We start from the raw sequence: 21,574 nt of genomic DNA, 5'->3' as shown, positions 1-21,574 counted from the left end.
AATATCTGATGTCGTACGCAATCTATCCGAGCCTGTCGGACACAACGATCGTCGTCACCGGCGGCGGCAGCGGTATCGGCGCCGCAATGGTCGAGGCCTTCGCGCGGCAGGGCGCGCGCGTGTTTTTCCTCGACGTGGCCGAACACGATTCGCTCGTGTTGCAGGAAACGCTGCGCGATGCGAAGCATCCGCCGTTGTTTCGCCATTGCGATCTGCACAGCGTCGATGCGATCGAAAGCACGTTCGCGGCAATCGTCGAGGCGGCGGGTCCGATCGACGTGCTCGTGAACAACGCCGGCAACGACGACCGCCATGAAGTCGGCCAGCTCACCGCGAGCTACTGGGACGATCGGATCGCCGTGAATCTGCGGCACCAGTTTTTCTGCGCGCAGGCCGCCGCGAACGGTATGCGCAAGGCGGGTCGCGGCGTGATCCTCAATCTCGGTTCGGTGTCGTGGCATCTCGCGCTGCCGAACCTCGCGATCTATATGACCGCGAAGGCCGGTATCGAAGGGCTCACGCGCGGTCTCGCGCGCGACCTGGGCAGCGCGGGGATTCGCGTGAATTGCATCATCCCCGGCGCGGTGAAGACGCCCCGGCAGATGCAGTTGTGGCAGTCGCCCGAGAGCGAAGCGAAGGTCGTCGCGAGTCAATGTCTGCAACTGCGCATCGAGCCCGAGCATGTCGCGCGCATGGCGCTGTTCCTCGCCTCCGATGACGCGTCCCGCTGCTCCGGCCGCGATTACTTCGTCGATGCGGGATGGTACGGGGAATGAGCATGCCGGTCCCTGTATGTGTATGGCCGGTGGGCGCCGAGCTCGCCGAAGGGCCGCTGTGGCAGGCCGCGGAAAACGCGGTCTATTTCGTCGACATCAAGGGCCGGCGGATTCATCGGCTGAGCGTGACGACCGGCGAGCAGCAGACGTGGCAGGCGCCGGATCAGCCCGGCTTTATCGCGCCGCTCGCTGACAAGGTTTTCGTGTGCGGCCTGCCAGGCGGCCTGTATCGCTTCGACGCGGCGAGCGGGCAGTTCAGCAAGCTCGTGGACGTCGAGCCGCATCTGCCGGGCAACCGGCTCAACGATGGTTTCGTCGATGCGCGGGGACGCTTGTGGTTCGGCTCGATGGACGATGCCGAAGAAGCGCCGAGCGGCACGCTGTATCGCGTGAACGAAAGCGGCGCGGCGATCGCGCAGGACGACGATTATGTGATCACCAACGGTCCGGCGATGAGCCCGGACGGCCGCATGCTCTATCACAACGACACGATGCGCCGCGTCGTGTACGCGTTCGACGTCGCCGAAGACGGCACGCTGTCGGGCAAGCGCATCTTCGCCGCGATCTCGGGCGACGGCCACCCGGACGGCATGGCGGTCGATGCCGACGGGTTCCTGTGGGTCGCGCTGTTCGGCGGCTGGCGTATCGAGCGTTACTCGCCGGCGGGCGAACTGGTCGATCAGGTGCCGTTGCCGTGCGCGAACGTGACGAAGCTCGCATTCGGCGATGACGATCTGCGAACCGTGTACGTATCGACCGCGTGGAAGGGACTGACGGCGGTCGAGCGACAGCATCAGCCGCAGGCGGGCGGACTGTTCACGTTCCGCGCGCCGGTGCCGGGGCAGGTGCAGGCGCGCTGCACGGTGGGTTTCGAGCGTTAACGCTTAAAGAACAGCGAAGACAGGCCGCGCGCCATCCGAAGTTCGTCCTGGTCGCTGCGCAAGGTGCCGCCAGGTATCATGTGCGTTCCGTGACTTTCGCGCATTTGCACCGATCCATACCATGACGTCCAGGCCGCCTGTCCCGCCCCGCATGTCCGATGTCGCCGAACGCGCGGGCGTTTCGAAGATGACCGTGTCGCGGGTGCTGGCGGGACGCAACGTGTCGCAGGCCACGCGCGAGCGGGTCCAGAAGGTAATCGACGAACTCGGCTATGTCGCGGACGCGGCGGCGGGCGCGCTGTCCTCGGGCCGCTCGGCGTTCGTCGCGGTGCTGGTGCCGTCGCTGTCCAGCTCGAACTTTTCCGATACGGTGCGCGGACTGAATGCCGCGTTGAGCCCGCACGGCTTGCAGCTATTGCTCGGTGATACCGACTACCGTCTCGAACAGGAAGAAGTACTCGTGCGCTCGATGCTGCGCCATCAGCCGCGCTGCGTCGCGCTGACCGGCAGCCGGCACACGGAGGCGACGCGCATGCTGTTGCAGCGCGCCGGCATTCCGGTCGTCGAGATGTGGGATCTGCCCGCCGTTCCGATCGATACGGTCGTCGGCTTTTCGAACTCGGCGGCGGCGCGCGCGATGGTCCGGCATCTGCACGAGCGCGGTTATCGCCGGATCGGTTTTATCGCCGGCGCGAGCGAGCGCGATCGGCGCGGTCACGACCGGATGCGCGGTTACGCCGCCGAAATGAAGGCGCTCGGGCTCGGCGCGCCGCGCGTGATCCGGCTCGGCGATTCGCCGATCACGATGAGTCACGGCGCGCCGGCGATCGGCGCATTGCTCGAAACATGGCCCGATACCGAGGCGGTGATGTGCGTGAGCGACATGTCGGCGTTCGGCGCGATCATGGAGTGCCACCGGCGCGGGCTGTCGGTGCCGGACGACATCGCGATCGCCGGTTTCGGCAATTTCGAGGTGTCGTGGTGCTGTCAGCCGACCATCACGACGGTGTCGGTGGATGCATACGGCATCGGTCAGCGGGCCGGCGAAATGCTGCTCGCCGCGCTCGCCGACCGCGAAAACGGTCACGCGCAGCGCAGGAAACCGGTCAAGATCGACTTCACGGTCATTCCTCGGGAAAGCGCATAAAAATTTAGCGCCGCGCGAAACAGCCGGGGCGTCGCAGACTTCAGACACTTGAAATACAGCCCAGGGATATCCCTTGGTTGTTCGGATAGTAAGCCGCGCGTAGCATCCACGGCCAGAAATGTTACCGGTAACTTATCGGCGGGGTTCGTCGGCGCATAAGCGTGCGGCCGGGGCGCAACGGCATTTCCCACGAACAATACGCTGATGGAGATACGAATGACCGCTGGACCGTCCGCAATCGCCGCGCTCGCCGCGCGGACCGACGAGTTTGAAGAAAAGACCTATCGCAAGGTCGTGCGCCGGCTGCTGCCGGTACTGCTGCTGTGCTACGTGGTCGCCTATCTGGACCGCGTCAACGTGGGCTTTGCCAAGCTGCAGATGCTCGACGATCTGGGCCTCTCCGACACGATGTACGCGATCGGCGCGAGCGTGTTCTTCTGGGGCTATTTCATCTTCGAAGTGCCCAGCAACGTGTTCCTGCATCGCTACGGCGCGCGCTTCTGGATCGCGCGGATCATGTTCACGTGGGGGCTCGTGTCGATGGCGCTCGCCTTCGTCGAGCCGCTCGCGCGCCTCGCGCACGTCGAGACCGCGACGATGTTCTACATCCTGCGCTTCCTGCTCGGGATCTGCGAGGCCGGCTTTTTCCCCGGCGTGATCCTGTACCTCAACTACTGGTTTCCCGCGCAGCGGCAAAGCCGCGTGATGTCCGGCTTTCTGATCGCGATGCCGGTGAGCCTGATGCTCGGCGGCGTCGTGTCGGGCTGGCTGATGGACCATACCGCGGGCCTGTTCGGCTATCAGGGCTGGCAGTGGATGCTGCTGATCGAAGGCGTGCCGTCGCTGCTGACCGCCTTCGTCGTGTATTTCTCGCTCGATGACGGCATCGAGCGCGCACGCTGGCTCACGCCGCAGGAGAAGAGCCTGCTCGCGGCCAATCTGCAGCGCGAGAGCACGCACAAGACCACGCGTTTCGGCTCGGCGGTGCGCGATCCGCGCGTGTGGCTGCTGGTGGCGATCCTGCTCACGTTCAATACCGGCTTCTACGGCCTCGCGTTCTGGCTGCCGTCGATCATCAAGGCGACCGGCGTGCAGGATCCGCTGCATATCGGCCTGCTGACCGCGATTCCTTACGGCGTGGCGATCATCGCGACGCTCGCGAACGCCGCGCATTCGAAGAAAACCGGCGAGCGGCGCCTGCATGCGGCGATTCCGGCGCTGATTGGCGGAATTGGCCTGATCATGAGCGCGGCATTGGCGCATCATGTGATGTGGGCGATCACGTTCCTGACGATCGCGACCGCCGGCATCCTCGCGTTGATGCCGATTTACTGGACGTTCCCCGGACAGTTGCTGTCGGGCGCGGCCGCCGCGGCCGGCATCGCGATGATCAACGCGGTCGGCAACCTGTCCGGCTTTACCGGTTCGATGATTACCGCGGTGGCGAAAAACCTGACCGGCGACACGGCGCGTGCCGGGCAGCGCGCAAAGCAGCACGCGGAGCACGCCAACGAAACCCTCACCATGACAGAGAGATAAGCATCATGTCAGCATCCACCCCGCGCCGGCTGCGCAGCCAGGAATGGTTCGACGATCCCTCGCACGCGGACATGACGGCGCTGTACGTCGAGCGTTTCATGAACTACGGCTTGACGCGCGAAGAGCTGCAGTCGGGCCGGCCGATCATCGGCATCGCGCAGACGGGCAGCGATCTCGCGCCCTGCAACCGCCATCACATCGAACTCGCGGCGCGCACGAAGGCCGGCATTCGCGACGCGGGCGGCATTCCGATGGAGTTTCCGGTGCACCCGCTCGCCGAGCAGAGCCGCCGGCCGACCGCCGCGCTCGACCGTAATCTCGCGTATCTGGGCCTCGTCGAAATCCTGCACGGCTTTCCGCTCGACGGCGTGGTGCTGACCACCGGCTGCGACAAAACCACGCCGGCCTGCCTGATGGCCGCGGCCACCGTCGACATGCCGGCGATCGTGCTGTCGGGCGGCCCGATGCTCGACGGCTGGCACGACGGCAAGCGCGTCGGGTCGGGCACCGTGATCTGGCATGCGCGCAATCTGCTCGCGGCTGGCAAGATCGACTACGAAGGCTTCATGGAGCTGACCACGGCGTCGTCGCCGTCGATCGGCCACTGCAACACGATGGGCACCGCGCTGTCGATGAACAGCCTCGCCGAAGCGCTCGGCATGTCGCTGCCCGGCTGCGCGAGCATCCCGGCCGCGTATCGCGAGCGCGGCCAGATGGCGTACGCGACCGGCAAGCGCATCGTCGATCTGGTGCGCGACGACGTGCGGCCGTCGAAGATCATGACGAAACAGGCGTTCGAAAACGCGATCGTCGTCGCATCGGCGCTCGGCGCGTCGACCAACTGCCCGCCGCATCTGATCGCAATCGCGCGGCATATGGGCGTCGAGTTGAGCCTCGACGACTGGCAGCGCGTCGGCGAGCAGGTGCCGCTGATCGTCAACTGCATGCCGGCGGGCGAATACCTCGGCGAAAGCTTCCATCGCGCGGGCGGCGTGCCGGCCGTGATGCGCGAACTCGCGAAGGCCGGCCTCGTGCACGAGGAATGTCTGACCGTGTCGGGCCGCACGATGGGCGAAATCGCGGCCGCCGCGCCCACGCCCGATCGCGACGTCATCAAGACGACCGACGATCCGCTCAAGCACGGCGCGGGCTTCATGGTGCTGTCGGGCAACTTCTTCGACAGCGCGATCATGAAGATGTCGGTGGTGGGCGACGCGTTCCGCCGGACCTATCTGAGCGAGCCCGGCGCGGAAAACACCTTCGAGGCGCGCGCCATCGTGTTCGACGGTCCCGAGGACTATCACGCGCGCATCAACGATCCGTCGCTCGAGATCGACGAGCATTGCATTCTGGTGATTCGCGGCACGGGCACGGTCGGCTATCCGGGCAGCGCCGAGGTCGTGAACATGGCGCCGCCTGCCGAACTCGTGCGCCAGGGCATCACGTCGCTGCCGACGCTCGGCGATGGCCGCCAGAGCGGCACGTCCGCGAGTCCGTCGATTCTGAACATGTCGCCGGAAGCGGCGGTGGGCGGCGGCCTCGCGCTGCTGCGCACGAACGACCGTATCCGTGTCGATCTGAACGCGCGCAGCGTCGACGTGCTGGTCGACGAAGCGGAACTCGCACGGCGCCGCGAAACCGTGCACTTCGAGACCCCGCCCGCGCAAACCCCGTGGCAGGAGCTGTATCGCAAGACGGTCGGCCAGCTTTCGACCGGCGGCTGTCTCGAACCCGCGACGCTTTATCTGAAGGTGATTGCCGAGCGCGGCAATCCGAGGCATTCGCACTGATACACAGAGAGCAAGGCCCGGTTGCGCGGGGTTTCATATTCCGTGCGAAGCCCGGCCTTTCCGGTTTTCCCAACTTCCTGAAAGAGCCATTCCCATGTCCGCAACTTCTCCATCCAGCTTCCTTCCGGACGATCTCGACAAGGCGCTGCTCGTCGGCCGCGTGTGGCGCAAGACCGGGCAGCACGAAGGACCGTGCGTGGTCGCCGTGCGCGGCGGCGAGGTGTTCGACATCACTGCGGCAGTGCCGACCACGGCCGATCTGTTCGAGCGCGACGATGCCGCGCAAATCGCACGCACGGCGCCGGGCGTATCGCTCGGGCCGGTCGGGCGGCTGATCGAGGCAAATCTGCCGGCATCGGTTGCGGCGGCCGCGCCGGCCGTCCGTCTGCTCGCGCCGTGCGACGTGCAGGCGATCAAGGCTTGCGGCGTCACGTTCGCGGTGAGCCTGATCGAGCGCGTGATCGAGGAACAGGCGGGCGGCGATCCGGCGAAGGCGAAGGAAGTGCGCGAGACGATCGCGTCGACGATCGGCACGGATCTCTCGAAGATCAAGCCGGGTTCGGACGCCGCGATGAAGCTGAAGGCCGAACTCGAGCGGCGCGATGCGTGGTCGCAATACATGGAAGTCGGCATAGGCCCGGATGCGGAGGTATTTTCGAAGTCCCAGCCGATGTCGGCGGTCGGCTTCGGCGCGGACGTCGGGCTGCTCGCGGCGTCGGTGTGGAACAACCCGGAGCCCGAGATCGTGCTCGCGGTGAATAGCCGCGGCGATATCGTCGGTGCGACGCTCGGCAACGACGTGAACCTGCGCGATATCGAAGGCCGCTCGGCGCTGTTGCTCGGCAAGTGCAAGGACAACAACGGCTCGTGCGCGATCGGCCCGTTCGTGCGTCTGTTCGACGACAGCTTCTCGCTCGACTCGGTGCGCGCCGCGAGCGTGTCGCTACGCGTCGAAGGCGCCGACGACGACTTCGTGCTCGACGGCGTGAGCCATATGAGCGAGATCAGCCGCGATCCGGCCGACCTCGTCGCGCAGACCTGCGGCCGTCACCATCAGTACCCGGACGGCTTCATGCTGTTCCTCGGCACGATGTTCTCGCCGATCAAGGACCGCGACGCGCCCGGCGGCGGCTTCACGCATCACCTCGGCGATCGCGTGACGATTGCCACGCCGCAACTCGGCGCGCTGACCAACACGGTGCGGCTGTCCACCGAAATCGAACCGTGGACGTTCGGCGTGCGCGCGCTGTATCGCAATCTCGCCGCGCGTGGCCTGCTTGTTGCTGCGTGACGGTGGGGCAGCCAGTTCGTATCGACAGGAGAAGCACATGAGTCAGTTTGCAAACTACATCGACGGACAGTGGGTGGACGGCGCAAGCGTGTCCCGCAACGTCAACCCGTCGAATCTCGACGACGTGATCGGCGAATTCGCGCAGGCCGACGCCGAACAGACGCAACGCGCGATCAGCGCCGCGCGCAAGGCTTTCGCGCAGTGGTCGTTGTCCACGCCGCAGCAGCGTTTCGACGTGCTCGACCAGGCGGCCAGCACGATCCTCGCGCGCAAGGCGGAACTCGGCCGGCTGCTCGCGCGAGAAGAGGGCAAGACGCTGCCCGAGGCGATCGGCGAAGTGGGCCGCGCCGGGCAGATTTTCAAGTTCTTTGTCGGCGAAGCGCTGCGCCTGGGTGGCGAAACGGTGCCGTCGGTGCGGCCGGGCATGACCGTCGAGATGACGCGCGAGCCGGTTGGCGTGGTGGGCCTGATTACGCCGTGGAATTTCCCGATCGCGATTCCGGCATGGAAGATCGCGCCGGCTCTTGCGTACGGCAACACGGTCGTGATCAAGCCGGCCGACCTGGTGCCGGCGAGCACGTGGGAACTGGTGAAAATCATCGCCGAGGCGGGCGCGCCGGCCGGCGTGATCAACCTCGTGATGGGGCGCGGCTCGGTGGTTGGCGAAGCGCTGGTGTCGTCGCTGGACGTCGACGCGGTGAGCTTCACCGGATCGGTAGCGACAGGCCGCGCGATCGGCGAGAAATGCTTCGCGTCAGGCAAGAAATTCCAGCTCGAGATGGGCGGCAAGAATCCGATGGTCGTGCTCGACGACGCCGACCTCGACGTCGCGATCGAGGCGTGCATCAACGGCGCCTTCTATTCGACGGGCCAGCGTTGCACGGCGTCGAGCCGGCTCATCGTGACCGAAGCGATTCATGATCGCTTCATCGACGGCATGAAGGCGCGTATGCGGGCGCTGAAGATCGGCGATGCGCTCGCGGACGGCACGCATATCGGCCCGGTCGTCGACGACAAGCAGTTGCAGCAGGACGAGCGCTATCTCGCGATCGCGCGGGAAGAGGGCGGCACGGTGTTCGGCGGCGAGCGTGTCGACGGCGCGACGCGCGGCTATTTCCTCGCGCCCGCGCTGGTCACGGAGACGACACCCGCCATGCGCATCAATCGCGAGGAGGTGTTCGGCCCGGTGGCCTCGGTCATCAAGGTCAAGGACTACCACGAAGCGCTCGCGGTCGCCAACGACACCGAGTTCGGGCTATCGGCCGGTATCTGCACGATGTCGCTGAAGTACGCGAGCCATTTCCGCCGTCATGCGCAGGCCGGCATGGTGATGGTCAACACCGCGACAGCGGGCGTCGACTATCACGTACCGTTCGGCGGTCGCAAGGGTTCGAGCTATGGTCCGCGCGAGCAGGGCAGCTATGCACGCGAGTTCTATACGACGGTGAAGACCGCGTATATCAACGCGGGCGCGGTTTGACGCGCGGGTTCGTCGGCTGCGATCGACACGCCAGAACGAAACTGGCCCGCCATCGCATTCAACCGCGATGACGGGCCAACAGGGGAACTGCCGGAGCACTCATGGCGAAGCGCTCCGGCAGGTACGGCTACCGTAACTTCTTTCTGCTTTCCGGCTAACCGGACAGCTTACTCGGCTGCGTGGCCTTGCTGCGACGAACCGCTCGTCACGCCGCCGACGGCGCTGTTTTGCGCGGCGATGCGAGCTTCAGCAGCCTGGATGTTCGACGGATATTCATTCGGGTTCGAACGCGCCGGGTTGTAGCCGGCCTTTTCGACCTGGACCAGCTCCGCGCGGACTTGCGCGCGGGTCAGCGGCTGGTTCGATTGAGCGAAAACAGCAACCGGAGCAGCAAGGGTAGCGGCGATAACGACAGCTTGAACGAGCGATTTCATGATTATTACCTCCAGATTTGTCTTGTTTGGCTGCGAACGCGTTTGTCTGCAGCAGTGGTGACAAGTCTAGGAGGAGCGAAAACTAGGGTAAATACCTAATTAACGAACTTACTATTTCCGAAATTAAAACAATATTGAGATAGTCCTGTCGCCGGCTGTCGCTTTTTGAAGCGATAGGTGGCGCTGGCGGATTACCTGGCTATGGCGGCTTGCGCGATCAGCAACAATCCGCTGCAGATAGCCATGACGCCAATCAGCCGCGCAATGCGCGCACCGTCCGGGGCAAGACGCTCGGCGGTGATCGCCGCCGTCACGACTGCCATCATGCGCAGGTCCGTGATGCCGACGACAAGCAGCATCGCCGTCAATCCCGCACAGCAACAGGCGCAGTGGATGCCGACGCGCACGCCGTATCGCCACGCGGTGGCGGCGTCCGCGGCAATACGCGGCGTTGCGCGGCAGCAGGCGAGGTGGCGCGCTTTCCATGCGCTGAACTGAAGCGCGCCAGCAAGCAGCACGACGAGGCCGGCCGCTAGCGGAACCTCACGGGCAAGCGCTTGCCATCGCAATTCGAGCGTCGCGAGCGCGGCGCCCAGCGCGAAGACCGCCGCACCTGACGCGATCCATACGGCCCAATAGCCGACATCTACCCGCAGTGTCAGCAAAGCGAGTCGACTCGCGCGCACCCGCGAGCCGACCGCCTCGCGATAGCGCGCCAGCATCCGCGCGAGCGACGGCAGCATCATCGCCGCCATCATCACGATCCACATGTCGACGAACGATGCGGCCGTGCGCGCCCACGTGCGTCCGCACGTCGGCATCCATATCATCGACATCGACCAGCCGCCGGGCATCGGCAACGCGCCCATCGCCGCCATCGACGCGCTTTGCGCGAGCGTCGCCACGACGCTCGCGATGAACAACAGCACGCAGATGCCGGGAAACGCGAAGCCGGAACCGCTCGCGCTACGGGAGGCCGCCCGTTCCCTGTCTGCGCGGACGGTACGTGCGAGCGCGCTCATCACCGCTCGTACTCGTCGTGACGGCGCCACCAGATGCCCGTCTCGTTGCGCCCCTTCGGCGCGCGATCGAGCCACTGGTACATGCCCCACAGCGCATCCACGCCGCGCGCGTAGGTCGAATACGTGTGATAGACGACGCCGTCCTCGAGCACGAACGCGCTCATGCCGGGGCGGTCGCGCGAATAGGTGGCCGCGTCCGTGCCGCAGGTGGCCGCGAACTGCGCGACGGGCGCCGGCGCGGGCGTCACGTCCATCGCGTGACCGTTGCGGGCGTAGTTGTATTCGATCTCGCCCTTGCGCTGCTGCTCCTCGCTGAACGAGACGTTGAAGTCGAAGTTGAAGTCGCCCCCCGACGACGATGCCCACGGGAACGTCCATCCCATGCGCTGCTTGTATGCCCGCAGCTTCGCGAGTGGGGCGCGCGATACCGCCATCAGCATCACGTCGTGGTGCGCGAGATGCACGGCGAAGCCGTCGAAGCCATCCGCGATCGACGAGCACGACGGGCAGCCCGCCTTGTAGTCGGGGCCGAACATGAAGTGATAGACGAGAAGCTGCGAGCGTCCGCGGAAGAGATCGGCGAGCGTCGCGCTGCCTTCGTCGGTATCGAAGCGGTAGGTCTTGTCGACCCGCACCCACGGCAGCGCCTGACGTTGTTGCGCGAGTTCGTCGCCGCGTCGCGTGAATTCCTTCTCCGCGTCGAGCAGCGCGCGTCGCGCGGCGAGCCACTCGTCGCGTGTTCCGGTCGTATGCGTCGTCATATCTAGTTCCTCCGTGAGTCGTTCCGTGCCGCTCGAACCCTTGTCGATACGGCGCCGGGTACGGTTGATGGTCGTGCTAGATTAGTACCGGGCATTCGACGGGCGGGAGTGACAAGTGTGGCGGGATTCGGTTGATGCATTGACGCGTAACCCAAGGGCACGCACCTCGTGGATGCGCTGATCTCGGCGGCGGCGCGCTCTCTCGCAGCGGGCGATCCGCTCGGCGCGCTCGACCGCGTCGCGCTGCGCGACGATGCGCCGGCGCTCGCGTTGCGCGGCATCGCGATGGCGCAGCTCGGTGATTTCGTGCGCGCGAAGGCGCTCGTGCGCGGCGCCGCGCGCGCGTTCGGCGCGAAGGAGTCGGTGGCGCGCGCAAGATGCGTGGTCGCCGAAGCCGAGATTGCGCTGGCGTCGCGCGACCTCGCGTGGCCGACCAAAGCGCTCGATGCCGCCACCGCGACGCTCGATGCGCACGGCGATCGCATCAATGCCGCGCATGCGCGTTATCTGGCGGTGCGGCGTCTGTTGCTGATCGGCCGTCTCGACGACGCCGAGCAACGGCTTGCCGCGCTCGATCCTCTGCTGTTTCCGCCCGCGTTGCGGGCCGCTCATGAGCTGGTTGTCGCGGGTGTCGCGTTGCGGCGTCTTCGCGGCAAAGCCGCGCGCGCCGCGCTCGCGCGGGCCGAACGCGCGGCGCGTCACGCCGGTATTCCGGCGTTGATCGCGGAGATCGAAAGCGCGTCGCTGGCGCTGGAGAAGCCGGCGGCGCGTGTGATCAAACGTGGTGAAGAAAGGCTCGTTCTGCTCGATGAAGTCGAGAGCCTGCTGGCTCCAAACCTCACTTCAAGCAACGCATCGAGTTCGACCCGAAGCGCGCTCATCGTGGACGCCTGCCGCTACGCCATCAGCGATACGAACGCGACGGTGTCGCTCGCGAGCCGTCCGGTCCTCTTTACGCTTGCTCGTACTCTCGGCGAAGCGTGGCCCGACGACGTGGCGCGCGATGCACTCGTCGCACGCGCGTTCCGCGCGAAACGCGCTGACGAATCACATCGCGCGCGGCTGCGCGTTGAAATCGGCCGTTTGCGTCGCGCGCTCGGAACGCTGGCCGGCGTCAGCGCGACGAAGCGCGGCTTCGCGCTTGAGCCGCGTCATGCGCACGAGGTTATCGTGCTCGCGCCGCCTGTCGAAAGCGACCATGCGGCGGTGCTCGCGTTTCTGTCCGACGGCGAATCGTGGTCGAGTTCGGCGCTTGCGCTCGTGCTCGGCGCGAGCCAGCGCACGGTCCAGCGCGCGCTCGATGCGCTCGCCGCCGCGGGCAAGGTGCAGCCGGTCGGCGAGGGACGGGCGCGTCGCTGGATGACGCCCCCCGTCGCCGGATTCGCGACGGCTTTGTTACTCCCTTCTCCGTTCCCGTCGTGATTAGGATGGCAACCATGAACCGATCAGCCGCCAGAATCATCCGCGAATATGGGCCCTTTACGGGCGTCGACAAAGTGCATGGCGTCACGTACGACGGCCGGCAGGTCTGGATCGCGACCGGCGAGCGGCTGGACGCAATCGATCCGGCGAGTGGCGCAACGCTGTGCTCGATCGACGTGGCGGCCGATGCAGGCACGGCCTTCGACGGCGAACACCTGTTCCAGATTGCGCACGGCCGCATCCAGAAGATCGACCCGAAGACCGGCCGCGTTCTCTCGACCATTCCCGCGCCCGGCGGTGGCGGTGACTCCGGGCTCACGTGGGCCGAGGGCTCGTTGTGGGTCGGGCAGTATCCCGAGCGGAAGATCTATCAGATCGATCCCGGCACGGGAGAGGTATTGCGCACGATCGAATCCAATCGCTTCGTGACCGGCGTCACGTGGGTGGACGGTGAGCTGTGGCATGGTACCTGGGAAGGCGATGCGAGCGAGCTGAGGCATATCGACTCCCGCACTGGCGAAGTGCTCGAAAGCGTCGAGATGCCGGCCGGGACGGGCATCTCCGGGCTCGAATCCAATGGCGCGGATCTGTTCTTCTGCGGAGGCGGCGGCAGCGGTCTGGTTAGAGCGGTGCAGCGGCCCGCGCGCGCTCAAACAAAAGACGCAATATCAACAACCGAGTGAAGTCGTCGCACCCCGATCCCTTCGATGCGTTTCCATAAGCAGCAAAAGCGCCGCAGTCGAAAGGGCCGCCGACCCCACCATAAACCACGCAACCGACGCCCCCTTCCCGGTGATCGACAGGAGTGCCGTCGTAATGACCGGCGTCGCCGCGCTGCCCAACAGTCCGGATAGCATGTAGCTCACCGACAGGCCGGAGTACCGGACCTGCGTGCCGAACAGTTCCGCGAGAAAGGTGGCAATCGGTCCATAGTTGGCGGCGAATGCGGTCATCATGAGCAGATAGCCCAGCAACGCGAAGTGGAACTCGCGGGTGTCGAGCAGCCAGAAGAGCGGAAATGCCAACAGTGCCTCGGCGACAATGCCGCCGACGATCACAGGCTTGCGGCCGATCAGATCGGAAAGCCGGCCAAAGGCGGGCAGCATCACAACGCAAAGCGCGCACGAGATCAGTGCGATAGCCAGCATCGCGTTGCGCGAAAAGCCGAGTGTTTGCGTTCCGTAGGTCAGTCCGAACGCAACGATCAGGTTGAACGACGTACCGGTCGACATCGTGGCGAGGCCCCCGAGCAGCACCTGTTTCCAGTGCTTGCCCAGCAGTTCGGCCAACGGCACCTTGAGCTGGGCGTCGGCGTCCCTGACCTTGCGGAACGACGGCGTTTCCGAAGTGTTCAGTCGAACATAAAGGCCGACGGCGATCAGCAACACACTGGCGAGGAAAGGAATGCGCCAGCCCCATGCGAGCAGCGCGCCATTGGGCAGCACCGCATTGCACAGCAGGAAAACGAGGTTGGCGATCAGGGTGCCCGCGGGCACACCGATTTGCACCCAGGAACCGTAAAGGCCACGCTTGCTGGCCGGTGCGTGTTCGACTGCCATCAATACCGCGCCGCCCCATTCGCCGCCCAGCGCGAGACCTTGTACGATGCGCAGCGTGAGCAGCAGGAGCGGCGCGCAGATGCCGATCGACGCGTAGTCGGGCAGAAGACCAATGCAAAACGTGGCGATGCCCATGATCACCAGCGATACGAGCAGCATCGACTTGCGTCCTAGCCGGTCGCCGAAATGACCGAACAGCGCCGCGCCGACGATACGGGCCAGATACGCGGACGCAAACGTGCCGAACGCGAGCAAGGTGCCGATCAATGGCACGAAGTCCGGAAAGAACACCTTGTTGAATACGAGTGCCGAAGCGGTCGCGAACACAAACAGGTCGTACCATTCGACCGTCGTGCCGATGACGCTCGCGGCGGCAATTCTCGTCATGCTGTGCTCGATTTCATCTGGTTCGAGGGTACCGTCAACGGTGGGGGCGCGATTCATGGGGTTCTCCACGGGAAATCGAGCGCGAGCGACGTCTGCCCGATCGCGATCGACAGAGCTGGACACTGTTCGGGTCAAGGAAGGAGCGGGAAGTACGAGTTGTTTCCGGTCAGCGGACGCGACCGTCTATTTCATAGCGTCAAAGCGTGTGCGACGCCTATCGGGCTCACCGGGAGCCGGACGCCGCGGACCACCGCGGCATCCTCTGGGACGCAATTCGGTACGCAGGTCGATACCGGCCATTGTTTGCCGGGGATTATCTCGTCGACTGTTTGATATATGCAATCACATCGTCGGCGTTCGACACGTCTGCGTATCGTCGGCCGACGTCGCGCAGATTGTCGCGGTGCGGACCTTCCTCGATATCTCCCACGCAGTCTTCCGGGACGATCGTGCGGAAGCCCCACTGGAAACTGTCGATTGTCGATGCGCGAATGCAGCCGCTCGTATTGCACCCTGTGATGATGACCGTCTCAACGCCTTCCTTGATGAAATACGGCACCACCGGCGTCTGGAAAAAGATGGACGGTCCGAACTTGCAGACCACGACGTCGTAATCCTTGTCGTATATCCGCGGGTCCAGAGCCGAGCTCGGATGATCCAGTCTGAACTGATCCCGGACCGCGGCAATTTTCCAGTGCGGCATGTCGCGCTCGGTCTTGTAAGCGGTGAAGCAGGTTGCGATGGGTACCTTGTGCGCGCGAGCAACCTTCAGAAGACGCGCCGTGTTTTCCAGTCCGCGCATGACGAGCGGCGCGCCGCCGAGCGGGTATTTCGACTCGGTGAAGGCCAGTTGATAGTCCACGACGACGATCCCGACCTTACCCTTCATACCAACCTCTACGGCGCCGTACGAACGATTCTTGTAGTCATCCATTTCTTCCTCCAGATCAACAGGTTGAATGTCATTGCAAGGAAGAGTCTATGAGCGCAATATACGTACAACAATACGTATCGGATACGTACGGAATCACCCTTACTGCGAGGAGATGGTATGAAAGGAATGCCAGCCGGTGCGCCCGTTGCGGAGCCGATCGATTACGAGCAGGTTTTCGCGCATGTGCCGGTCGCTCTGATGGTCACCCGTCAGCGGGTGATATCGGCCTGCAACCGGCAATTCCTGGACATGTTTCGCAGCACCAGCGACGCGTTGGTCGGCCAGACGGTTCGACTTCTCTACCCGAATCAGTTGGCCTTCGAGCGGTTCGGAGCACGGGTGATTCCGGCGCTAAAAAAGTTCGGCCGCATCACGGAGCCGCGAGCGATGCAACGGGCTGACGGCGAGCTCTTCTGGGTGAATGTGACGGGCGTCAGTGAATACCGTGACGATCCGTACCGCGAGGCGCTGTGGTTCTTCTCGGAGATGGGTGTCGCAACGAGCCTGTCCGGTGGCGCAAGTTCGGCCAATAAATGGATCGCGGAGGCTAAAAATTCAATGACGAAGCGCGAGCGCGATGTGGCCGCCTTACTCATCCAGAACCAGACCGCGAAGGAAATCGGAATAGCGTTGGGTATCAGCTCTCGAACTGTCGAGGTCTTTTGTGGAAAGCTGTTGAAGAAGTTCGACGTGCCCTCGACAGCCGAGCTGGTCAAAACACTCCTTGCCTAGCGTCATGCGATGGGAACGATGCCGGATGCGGCCGAAGCGTGCGCGGTCGGCTGGGACGGCCCCACTACTGATTTACTCCGCAATGCGTTTGAAACTGACGTAGTAGTCCTCGGTGTAGTAGCAGTCGCTGGTCTGCTTGCGCGGTCCGCCACATACGATGCGGCGTTGCCCACGATCCGTCGAGCCCGGCGTGCGAACCGTGTACGTGTGGTAGTAGCCGCGCGGATGCTGCGGCAGCAATGCGGCGCTGTTGCGAAACAGGACACCGTCCTCGCCAAAAGGAAAAGGATCGCCCGTTTTGATCAGACGCAATGTTTCGGCTGCTTCCGCCGGCAACTGCGCCTTGCTGACGGTGGCCAGCGTCCCTTGCTCCTGTGCGCCCGACGCGGCGAGTGTGCCGCTCGCGGCCTGCCCCGGCTGAACCGCCGATGCCTGACTCGCGGCTGCGTCCGGTTCCTGAGCAGCGTTTTGCGATCCGTTCTTGCCACATCCGCCGAGGATCGCGCTCACGGCGAGGATGCAGGAGAAAGCCCATGTATTTTTCATGAAACGGTTGTCTCCGGAGTGACCAGCATTCAACGACCACGAACGATTTAAGGTATCGCTAAAGGGAGAGTGAATCAATGCCTGGCTGGAAACAGGAGAATCGTCGGGTCGTTTCGAAAAATTTACCGACGAAGCCTAAATAGCAATCGACCCTTATCCGGCACCCGGGGCGAGCGCTACAACGACCGATTTCTGGTTGCGAAGCAGCCGCTCAAAACGTCAGCGTTTTTGACGTCCTGCCTTGATCGGCGCTCTATTGCCAAAACTGAGGATAGCGCGTGAAAAATTCGGCCAGATGCGGTTCGACGAGATTTTGCGGATGAGCACGATACAGTGCCGGCAGTTCAATGGTGGAGATAGCGGTGCGCCAGCGCTTCGTAGAGCGGCGGCGCAAACAGTTTCGATACCTGGCTCGACACCAGTGCCGTCGCCATCAATGAAATCACCAGCGCGTGCCCGTCGATCATTTCGATGACGATGACGAACGCCGTGATCGGACTCTGGGTAACGGCGGCCAGATAACCAACCATGCCGAGCGCGATCAGCATCGGCAATTGCATCTGCCCGAACACCATGTGCAGCGCGTTGCCGATCCCCGCGCCGATGGCCAGCGACGGCGCAAACAGGCCGCCCGGTGTGCCCGGCAGGTACGAGCCCACCATCGACGCCATTTTCAGGACCGGATAGGCTGCGCCGAGTTGCGATTGGCCTTCGAGCATGCCGCGTGCTTCCGCGTAGCCGCTGCCGAAGAGATGACCGCCGCTGGCCACGCCGATTACTGCAATGAAGAGGCCGCAAATTGCGCCGAACGCCACGGGATGCAGCTTTCGAAGCGTATTTAACCAGCCGGGCATCCAGCGCTCGGTGTTGAGCAGCAGCCAGCAGAACACGCCGCCCCCGATGCCGGTGATCGCGCCGACCAGAATGACCGCGACCGCCAGCAGATCTGGCAGTTTGCTCCCGATGGCGATCGTGCCGAAATACACATAGTTGCCTTGAAGCGCCAGCGAGACGACGCCCGCGAAAATGATCGCCGTGATGATGACGCCGCTGGTTCGTGCCTCAAAGCTGCGCGTCAGTTCCTCGATCGCGAAGACGACCCCTGCGAGCGGCGCATTGAACGCAGCGGACAGACCCGCGGCCGCGCCGGCGAGCGCGAGCTTGCGTTCGAGCCCGACACCGTAAATGCTGCGCAGCCGCGCCGGGTAGAAGCGCCGCAGACTGAACATCAGCGCCGCGCCCACGTGAATCGTCGGCCCTTCGCGGCCGATGGTGAAGCCACCGAGGATCGCAAGGAACGACAGGGCAATTTTGCCGATCAGGATGCGCAGCGTAAGCAGACGCGGGCCGCGTGCGCGTACATCGTGCAGCGTCGCGATGACCTGCGGGATGCCGCTGCCCTCCGAACCGGGGAACCAGCGGCGCGTGATCCAGACGCTCAGAGCAGCGATCGCCGGCGTGACGACGAGCGGCAACCACCAGTCGTGGGCGATCATCCGCAAAAAGACCTCGTAGCCGAAGTCGATGAGCCGCGCGTACAGGACGGCCACGAGCCCGGTTGCGACGGCGCCGAGCCAGAACACGCCGAAATACAGCCAACGCCGTTGGCTGCGCAGAATCGTGCGCCGGTCGATAAAATTGAAAAGTTGCATGGGGCCGCCGGGAAAATGACACTTAAGGCAGATTGTGACATAAGTCGCATCGTTGCCCGGCACGATTTTCGACTCGCTGCTGTCGAACCTAGCTGCCTGTTTTGCCGAAAACCCAGTCAAATGCGCCATAGAGCGCCTTGTGCTCGGCCGCCAGTTCCAGCAGAAACTTTTCGCCCCTGGGCGTGAGGTGGACCTGTACCTGGCGACGGTCGGCGGGATCCGGTCTGCGCGTGACGAGCCCCGCCGATTCACAGCGCGAGACGAGCGCCGCCGTGCCGTTCGGCGCCGCCTGCAACCGCTCCGCGAGTTCGCCGACGGTCGCCCATTGCCGGTCAGGAAAGCCGTACACGTGCAGCAGCAACTGATACTGGAGCGTCGTGATACCGGCGGCATTGGCAATTTCTTCGGAAGCGCGCAGGAACTTGCGCAGGTCGTAGCGGAATGCCGACATCGCCTCGAGGTCGCGTTTGCCCTGAAGCGGCTGTCTGGATGATTTGCCTGATTTCATGTGGTGTCTCCGGTGCCGCGGCGACGGGTTGCCGGGGCATGCGGGTTGCTGCCGCGGAAGTGATTGCGGCGGCAGACCCGCCGTCGGCGGAGGGTACCATGCACGGCTTCCGGCTATTGGCCACGCTCTCCGGATGGCGTTTCAGTTCGCGGCGACGAACCTCTTCCTCGAACCCGGCGTGCTGCTGTTACGGCGACGCGGCCGGCGGGATGGCAGGACACGCCGAAATGTCGATGGCGCCGCCCGCGGGTTGGTGGGCACCGCGCATCGTATCGAAGAAGGGTTGGGCCGCCGTCAGTCACCACGACATGATGAGCCGGGCGATGCTCTGGCGTGGCATCGGCGGGTCATTTCCTCAGGATTGCCGCGGCGGTCCAGCGAGGTATTGCTCGTCGGTCACCGGTTCCAGCCACTCGACGTTCTTGCCGTCCAGCGCTTCCTGGATCGCGATGTGTGTCATGGAAGTCGTCGGTGACGCACCGTGCCAATGCTTGTGGCCTGGCGGGCACCAGATCACGTCGCCCGCGCGGATTGCGACGATGGCTTCGCCTTCGCACTGCGTCCAGCCGCAGCCTGCCGTCACGAGCAAGGTTTGCCCGAGCGGATGCGTATGCCAGTTCGATCGCGCGCCAGGCTCGAAAGTCACGCTCGCGCATGACACCCTGGCAGGCGGCGGCGGAGCGTTCAGCGGATCGATGCGCACGGTGCCGGTAAACCATTCGGCGGGACCCTTGATCGACGGCTGCGAGCCCGGTCTCTTCAGTTCCATGGTGCTCCTCAGTTATCAGTCTTCGTGATCGCGAAAAGCTCCCTGAGCTTCGACACGGTCGACATTGCATTGGGCCAGCCCGCATAGAACGCGAGATGGGTGGTGAGCTCGACGAGTTCATCCCGCGTCACACCGTTCTCGATGGCGCGCGGAATATGGAAGTTCATCTGCTCGGTCTTGCCGAGCGCAATGAGCGCGGCGCAGGTCACGAGGCTGCGATCGCGCTTCGACAACTGGGGACGCTCCCAGAGGTCGCCGAACAGCACCTCGTCGCTGAGTTCGGCCAGCTTCGGCGCCAGATCGCCGAACGACTGGCGCGCGGCGGTAGGTTTCGCGGACATCCTGTTTCTCCTTCATTCAGCATCGGTCGATGTATCAGCGCCATTGTGGAATTGACCGGCACGGCCGACTAGGGGCTAGAATGAACTAGGACTTATGAATGAGGCTCATCAATGCTGCGTGAGAACGTCACCGATCTATTGGCCTTCATCGCCGTCGCGCAGGAAGGCAGCTTTACCCGTGCGGCAGCGAGACTCGGGGTCACGCAAAGCGCGCTGAGCCATACGTTGCGCGGACTGGAAGCGCGCCTGGGCGTGCGGCTTCTCACGCGCACCACCCGCAGCCTGGCGCCGACGGCCGCCGGCGAGCGGCTGTTGAGAACCGTGACGCCGCGCCTCGAAGAGATCGAGAACGAACTTGCCGCGGTGGTCGAAACGCGTGAGAAGCCCGCCGGCACCATCCGCATCACGGCCACCGACTACGCTGTCGATACGGTCCTCTGGCCACGGCTGTCCGGCGTTCTGCCGGACTACCCTGACATCGAGGTCGAATTCGTGGTGGACTACGGCCTGTCCGACATCGTCGCGGATCGTTTCGATATCGGGGTCCGCTGGGGCGACCAGGTCGCGAAGGACATGATCGCGGTTCGTATTGGCCCCGATGTGCGTCTGGCTATCGTCGGCTCGCCGGAGTATGTCAGCCGACATCCGGCTCCGAGGCAACCGAAGGACCTGCTTCACCACAACTGCATCACGCTGCGACTGCCGACGCGCGGTGGCCTGTACGCGTGGGAACTGAAAAAAGGCAAAAAAGAAATCCAGGTGCGCGTCGACGGACAGCTCACGTTCAACGGCACATATCAGATGCTGAACGCCGCGATCGACGGCGCCGGGCTCGCGTTCGTTCCGGAGGACCTCGCCCAGCCGCACGTCGCGGCCGGACGGCTCAGGTACGTACTCGAAGACTGGTTCCCGACTTTCCCGGGGCTCCACATCTTCTATCCGGCTCGCCGCGAATTCTCGAGAGCGCTCGCTGTAGTGGTGGATGCGCTGCGTATGGATGCCCGCCCGCGAGGAGAATGACCGACAGGCCGACAAGCCGGCCCATACACCGAAGCGCGCATCCTGCTCCGTCAGGTGTCGAGGGCGAGGCTCATCCCTACCTTCACGCGCGACATCACGACCATCGTCTCGAAGTGCCGGATGTTCTGGTTCTGCCGGAACACGCGCGTGGCGAAGTCGTCGTAGTGGTCGATGTCCCGCATCGCCACCAGCAGCACGAAATCGGCGCGGCCCGTGACGACGTAGCATTGCATCACCTCGGGCAGTCCGGTCAGGAACCGCTTGAACTCGTCGAGCAGATCGACGCGTTCGCGCTCCACCTGGACCAGCACCATCATCATCAGCGGCAGCCCTACCTTCGACGGGTTGATCACCGCGATATCGCGCTCGATGAACTTGTCTTCCCGCAGCCGCTTCACGCGGCGCATGCAGGCGGGCGGACTCAAACCGATCTCCGCGGCGAGCGCCTGGTTGCTGATCTGGTTGTCGTGCTGGAGCAGGGATAGGATGCGCAGGTCGTAAGTATCGAGCTGCGGGTCGGTTGGCGTCATCAGATTTCTCCGGATGCGGTATTCCAGAAAGAATTCGACAAAAACGAGGCCGG

Annotated in this window: 22 protein-coding genes; 11 read left to right on the top strand and 11 right to left on the bottom strand. The window is 64.3% G+C overall.

Annotated features, from left to right (window positions below; translation table 11 throughout):
• Positions 1-8: 8 nt before the first annotated feature.
• The 7 genes from QM685_RS15060 (at position 9) to QM685_RS15030 (ending at position 8,904) form a co-directional block, all read left to right on the top strand.
• Positions 9-776 carry an SDR family NAD(P)-dependent oxidoreductase gene (locus QM685_RS15060; RefSeq protein ID WP_415117157.1) on the top strand — a complete coding sequence of 256 codons (768 nt, stop codon included), beginning with the start codon at positions 9-11 and terminating at the stop codon, positions 774-776.
• Positions 773-1,657 (top strand): SMP-30/gluconolactonase/LRE family protein, encoded by an 885-nt coding sequence (locus QM685_RS15055; protein ID WP_415117156.1) that lies wholly within the window; start codon positions 773-775, stop codon positions 1,655-1,657. Before QM685_RS15060 ends, QM685_RS15055 begins: the two co-directional genes overlap by 4 nt.
• A gap of 151 nt (positions 1,658-1,808) precedes the next feature.
• Positions 1,809-2,804 (top strand): LacI family DNA-binding transcriptional regulator, encoded by a 996-nt coding sequence (locus QM685_RS15050; RefSeq protein WP_415117155.1) that lies wholly within the window; start codon positions 1,809-1,811, stop codon positions 2,802-2,804.
• Positions 2,805-3,020: 216 nt separating this feature from the next.
• Positions 3,021-4,343, top strand: a complete 1,323-nt coding sequence (locus QM685_RS15045) for an MFS transporter (protein ID WP_415117154.1) — start codon at positions 3,021-3,023, stop codon at positions 4,341-4,343.
• Between the two features lie 5 nt (positions 4,344-4,348).
• The gene (locus QM685_RS15040) at positions 4,349-6,133 is read left to right on the top strand and encodes an IlvD/Edd family dehydratase (protein WP_415117153.1); all 1,785 of its coding nucleotides are present in this window, start codon (positions 4,349-4,351) and stop codon (positions 6,131-6,133) included.
• A gap of 94 nt (positions 6,134-6,227) precedes the next feature.
• The gene (locus QM685_RS15035) at positions 6,228-7,424 is read left to right on the top strand and encodes a fumarylacetoacetate hydrolase family protein (RefSeq protein WP_415117152.1); all 1,197 of its coding nucleotides are present in this window, start codon (positions 6,228-6,230) and stop codon (positions 7,422-7,424) included.
• Between the two features lie 37 nt (positions 7,425-7,461).
• On the top strand, positions 7,462-8,904 hold the full coding sequence (locus tag QM685_RS15030) for an aldehyde dehydrogenase family protein (protein ID WP_415117151.1): 1,443 nt from the start codon (positions 7,462-7,464) through the stop codon (positions 8,902-8,904).
• Positions 8,905-9,071: 167 nt separating this feature from the next.
• Here QM685_RS15030 and QM685_RS15025 read toward each other — a convergent pair whose 3' ends face one another.
• The 3 genes from QM685_RS15025 to QM685_RS15015 form a co-directional block, all read right to left on the bottom strand.
• Positions 9,072-9,338: a DUF4148 domain-containing protein gene (locus QM685_RS15025; protein WP_415117150.1), complete on the bottom strand. Its 267-nt coding sequence runs from the start codon at positions 9,336-9,338 to the stop codon at positions 9,072-9,074.
• Positions 9,339-9,529: 191 nt separating this feature from the next.
• Positions 9,530-10,360 (bottom strand): DUF2182 domain-containing protein, encoded by an 831-nt coding sequence (locus QM685_RS15020; protein WP_415117149.1) that lies wholly within the window; start codon positions 10,358-10,360, stop codon positions 9,530-9,532.
• Positions 10,360-11,121: a DUF899 domain-containing protein gene (locus QM685_RS15015; RefSeq protein WP_415117148.1), complete on the bottom strand. Its 762-nt coding sequence runs from the start codon at positions 11,119-11,121 to the stop codon at positions 10,360-10,362. Before QM685_RS15015 ends, QM685_RS15020 begins: the two co-directional genes overlap by 1 nt.
• A gap of 168 nt (positions 11,122-11,289) precedes the next feature.
• Here QM685_RS15015 and QM685_RS15010 point away from each other — a divergent pair, with 168 nt between their 5' ends.
• Positions 11,290-12,543, top strand: coding sequence for a helix-turn-helix domain-containing protein (locus tag QM685_RS15010; protein WP_415117147.1), 1,254 nt, complete (start codon positions 11,290-11,292; stop codon positions 12,541-12,543).
• 14 nt (positions 12,544-12,557) lie between these two features.
• Positions 12,558-13,226, top strand: coding sequence for a glutamine cyclotransferase (locus QM685_RS15005; RefSeq protein ID WP_415117146.1), 669 nt, complete (start codon positions 12,558-12,560; stop codon positions 13,224-13,226).
• On the opposite strand, the gene QM685_RS15000 is transcribed toward QM685_RS15005, so the two are convergent.
• Together QM685_RS15000 and QM685_RS14995 are read right to left on the bottom strand one after the other, a co-directional pair.
• On the bottom strand, positions 13,212-14,546 hold the full coding sequence (locus tag QM685_RS15000) for an MFS transporter (RefSeq protein WP_415117145.1): 1,335 nt from the start codon (positions 14,544-14,546) through the stop codon (positions 13,212-13,214). The genes QM685_RS15005 and QM685_RS15000 overlap by 15 nt on opposite strands.
• A 256-nt stretch (positions 14,547-14,802) precedes the next feature.
• Positions 14,803-15,423 (bottom strand): isochorismatase family protein, encoded by a 621-nt coding sequence (locus QM685_RS14995; RefSeq protein WP_415117144.1) that lies wholly within the window; start codon positions 15,421-15,423, stop codon positions 14,803-14,805.
• A 117-nt stretch (positions 15,424-15,540) separates the two neighbouring features.
• Between QM685_RS14995 and QM685_RS14990 the strand changes: the two genes are divergently transcribed.
• Positions 15,541-16,155, top strand: coding sequence for a LuxR C-terminal-related transcriptional regulator (locus tag QM685_RS14990; protein ID WP_415117143.1), 615 nt, complete (start codon positions 15,541-15,543; stop codon positions 16,153-16,155).
• Positions 16,156-16,227: 72 nt separating this feature from the next.
• On the opposite strand, the gene QM685_RS14985 is transcribed toward QM685_RS14990, so the two are convergent.
• The 5 genes from QM685_RS14985 to QM685_RS14965 form a co-directional block, all read right to left on the bottom strand.
• Positions 16,228-16,701: a ribonuclease gene (locus QM685_RS14985; protein ID WP_415117142.1), complete on the bottom strand. Its 474-nt coding sequence runs from the start codon at positions 16,699-16,701 to the stop codon at positions 16,228-16,230.
• Between the two features lie 344 nt (positions 16,702-17,045).
• Positions 17,046-18,353 (bottom strand): chloride channel protein, encoded by a 1,308-nt coding sequence (locus QM685_RS14980; protein WP_415117280.1) that lies wholly within the window; start codon positions 18,351-18,353, stop codon positions 17,046-17,048.
• A gap of 88 nt (positions 18,354-18,441) precedes the next feature.
• Positions 18,442-18,861, bottom strand: a complete 420-nt coding sequence (locus QM685_RS14975) for a MarR family winged helix-turn-helix transcriptional regulator (protein ID WP_415117141.1) — start codon at positions 18,859-18,861, stop codon at positions 18,442-18,444.
• A 355-nt stretch (positions 18,862-19,216) separates the two neighbouring features.
• Complete coding sequence (locus tag QM685_RS14970) at positions 19,217-19,630, bottom strand: cupin domain-containing protein (RefSeq protein WP_415117140.1); 414 nt, start codon at positions 19,628-19,630, stop codon at positions 19,217-19,219.
• Positions 19,631-19,638: 8 nt separating this feature from the next.
• A complete protein-coding gene (locus QM685_RS14965) occupies positions 19,639-19,971 on the bottom strand; it encodes a carboxymuconolactone decarboxylase family protein (protein WP_415117139.1) in 333 nt (110 codons plus the stop codon).
• Between the two features lie 111 nt (positions 19,972-20,082).
• On the opposite strand from QM685_RS14965, the gene QM685_RS14960 reads away from it, so the two are divergent.
• Positions 20,083-20,991, top strand: coding sequence for a LysR family transcriptional regulator (locus tag QM685_RS14960; protein ID WP_415117138.1), 909 nt, complete (start codon positions 20,083-20,085; stop codon positions 20,989-20,991).
• A 50-nt stretch (positions 20,992-21,041) separates the two neighbouring features.
• Here QM685_RS14960 and QM685_RS14955 read toward each other — a convergent pair whose 3' ends face one another.
• Complete coding sequence (locus QM685_RS14955; protein ID WP_415117137.1) at positions 21,042-21,521, bottom strand: Lrp/AsnC family transcriptional regulator; 480 nt, start codon at positions 21,519-21,521, stop codon at positions 21,042-21,044.
• Positions 21,522-21,574 lie beyond the last annotated feature (53 nt).

Origin of the sequence: Paraburkholderia sp., from assembly GCF_047605525.1 — a bacterium.
Lineage (GTDB): Bacteria > Pseudomonadota > Gammaproteobacteria > Burkholderiales > Burkholderiaceae > Paraburkholderia.
The sequence above is the reverse complement of the archived record's forward strand: the minus strand, read 5'-3'. Positions and strand labels throughout refer to the sequence as shown.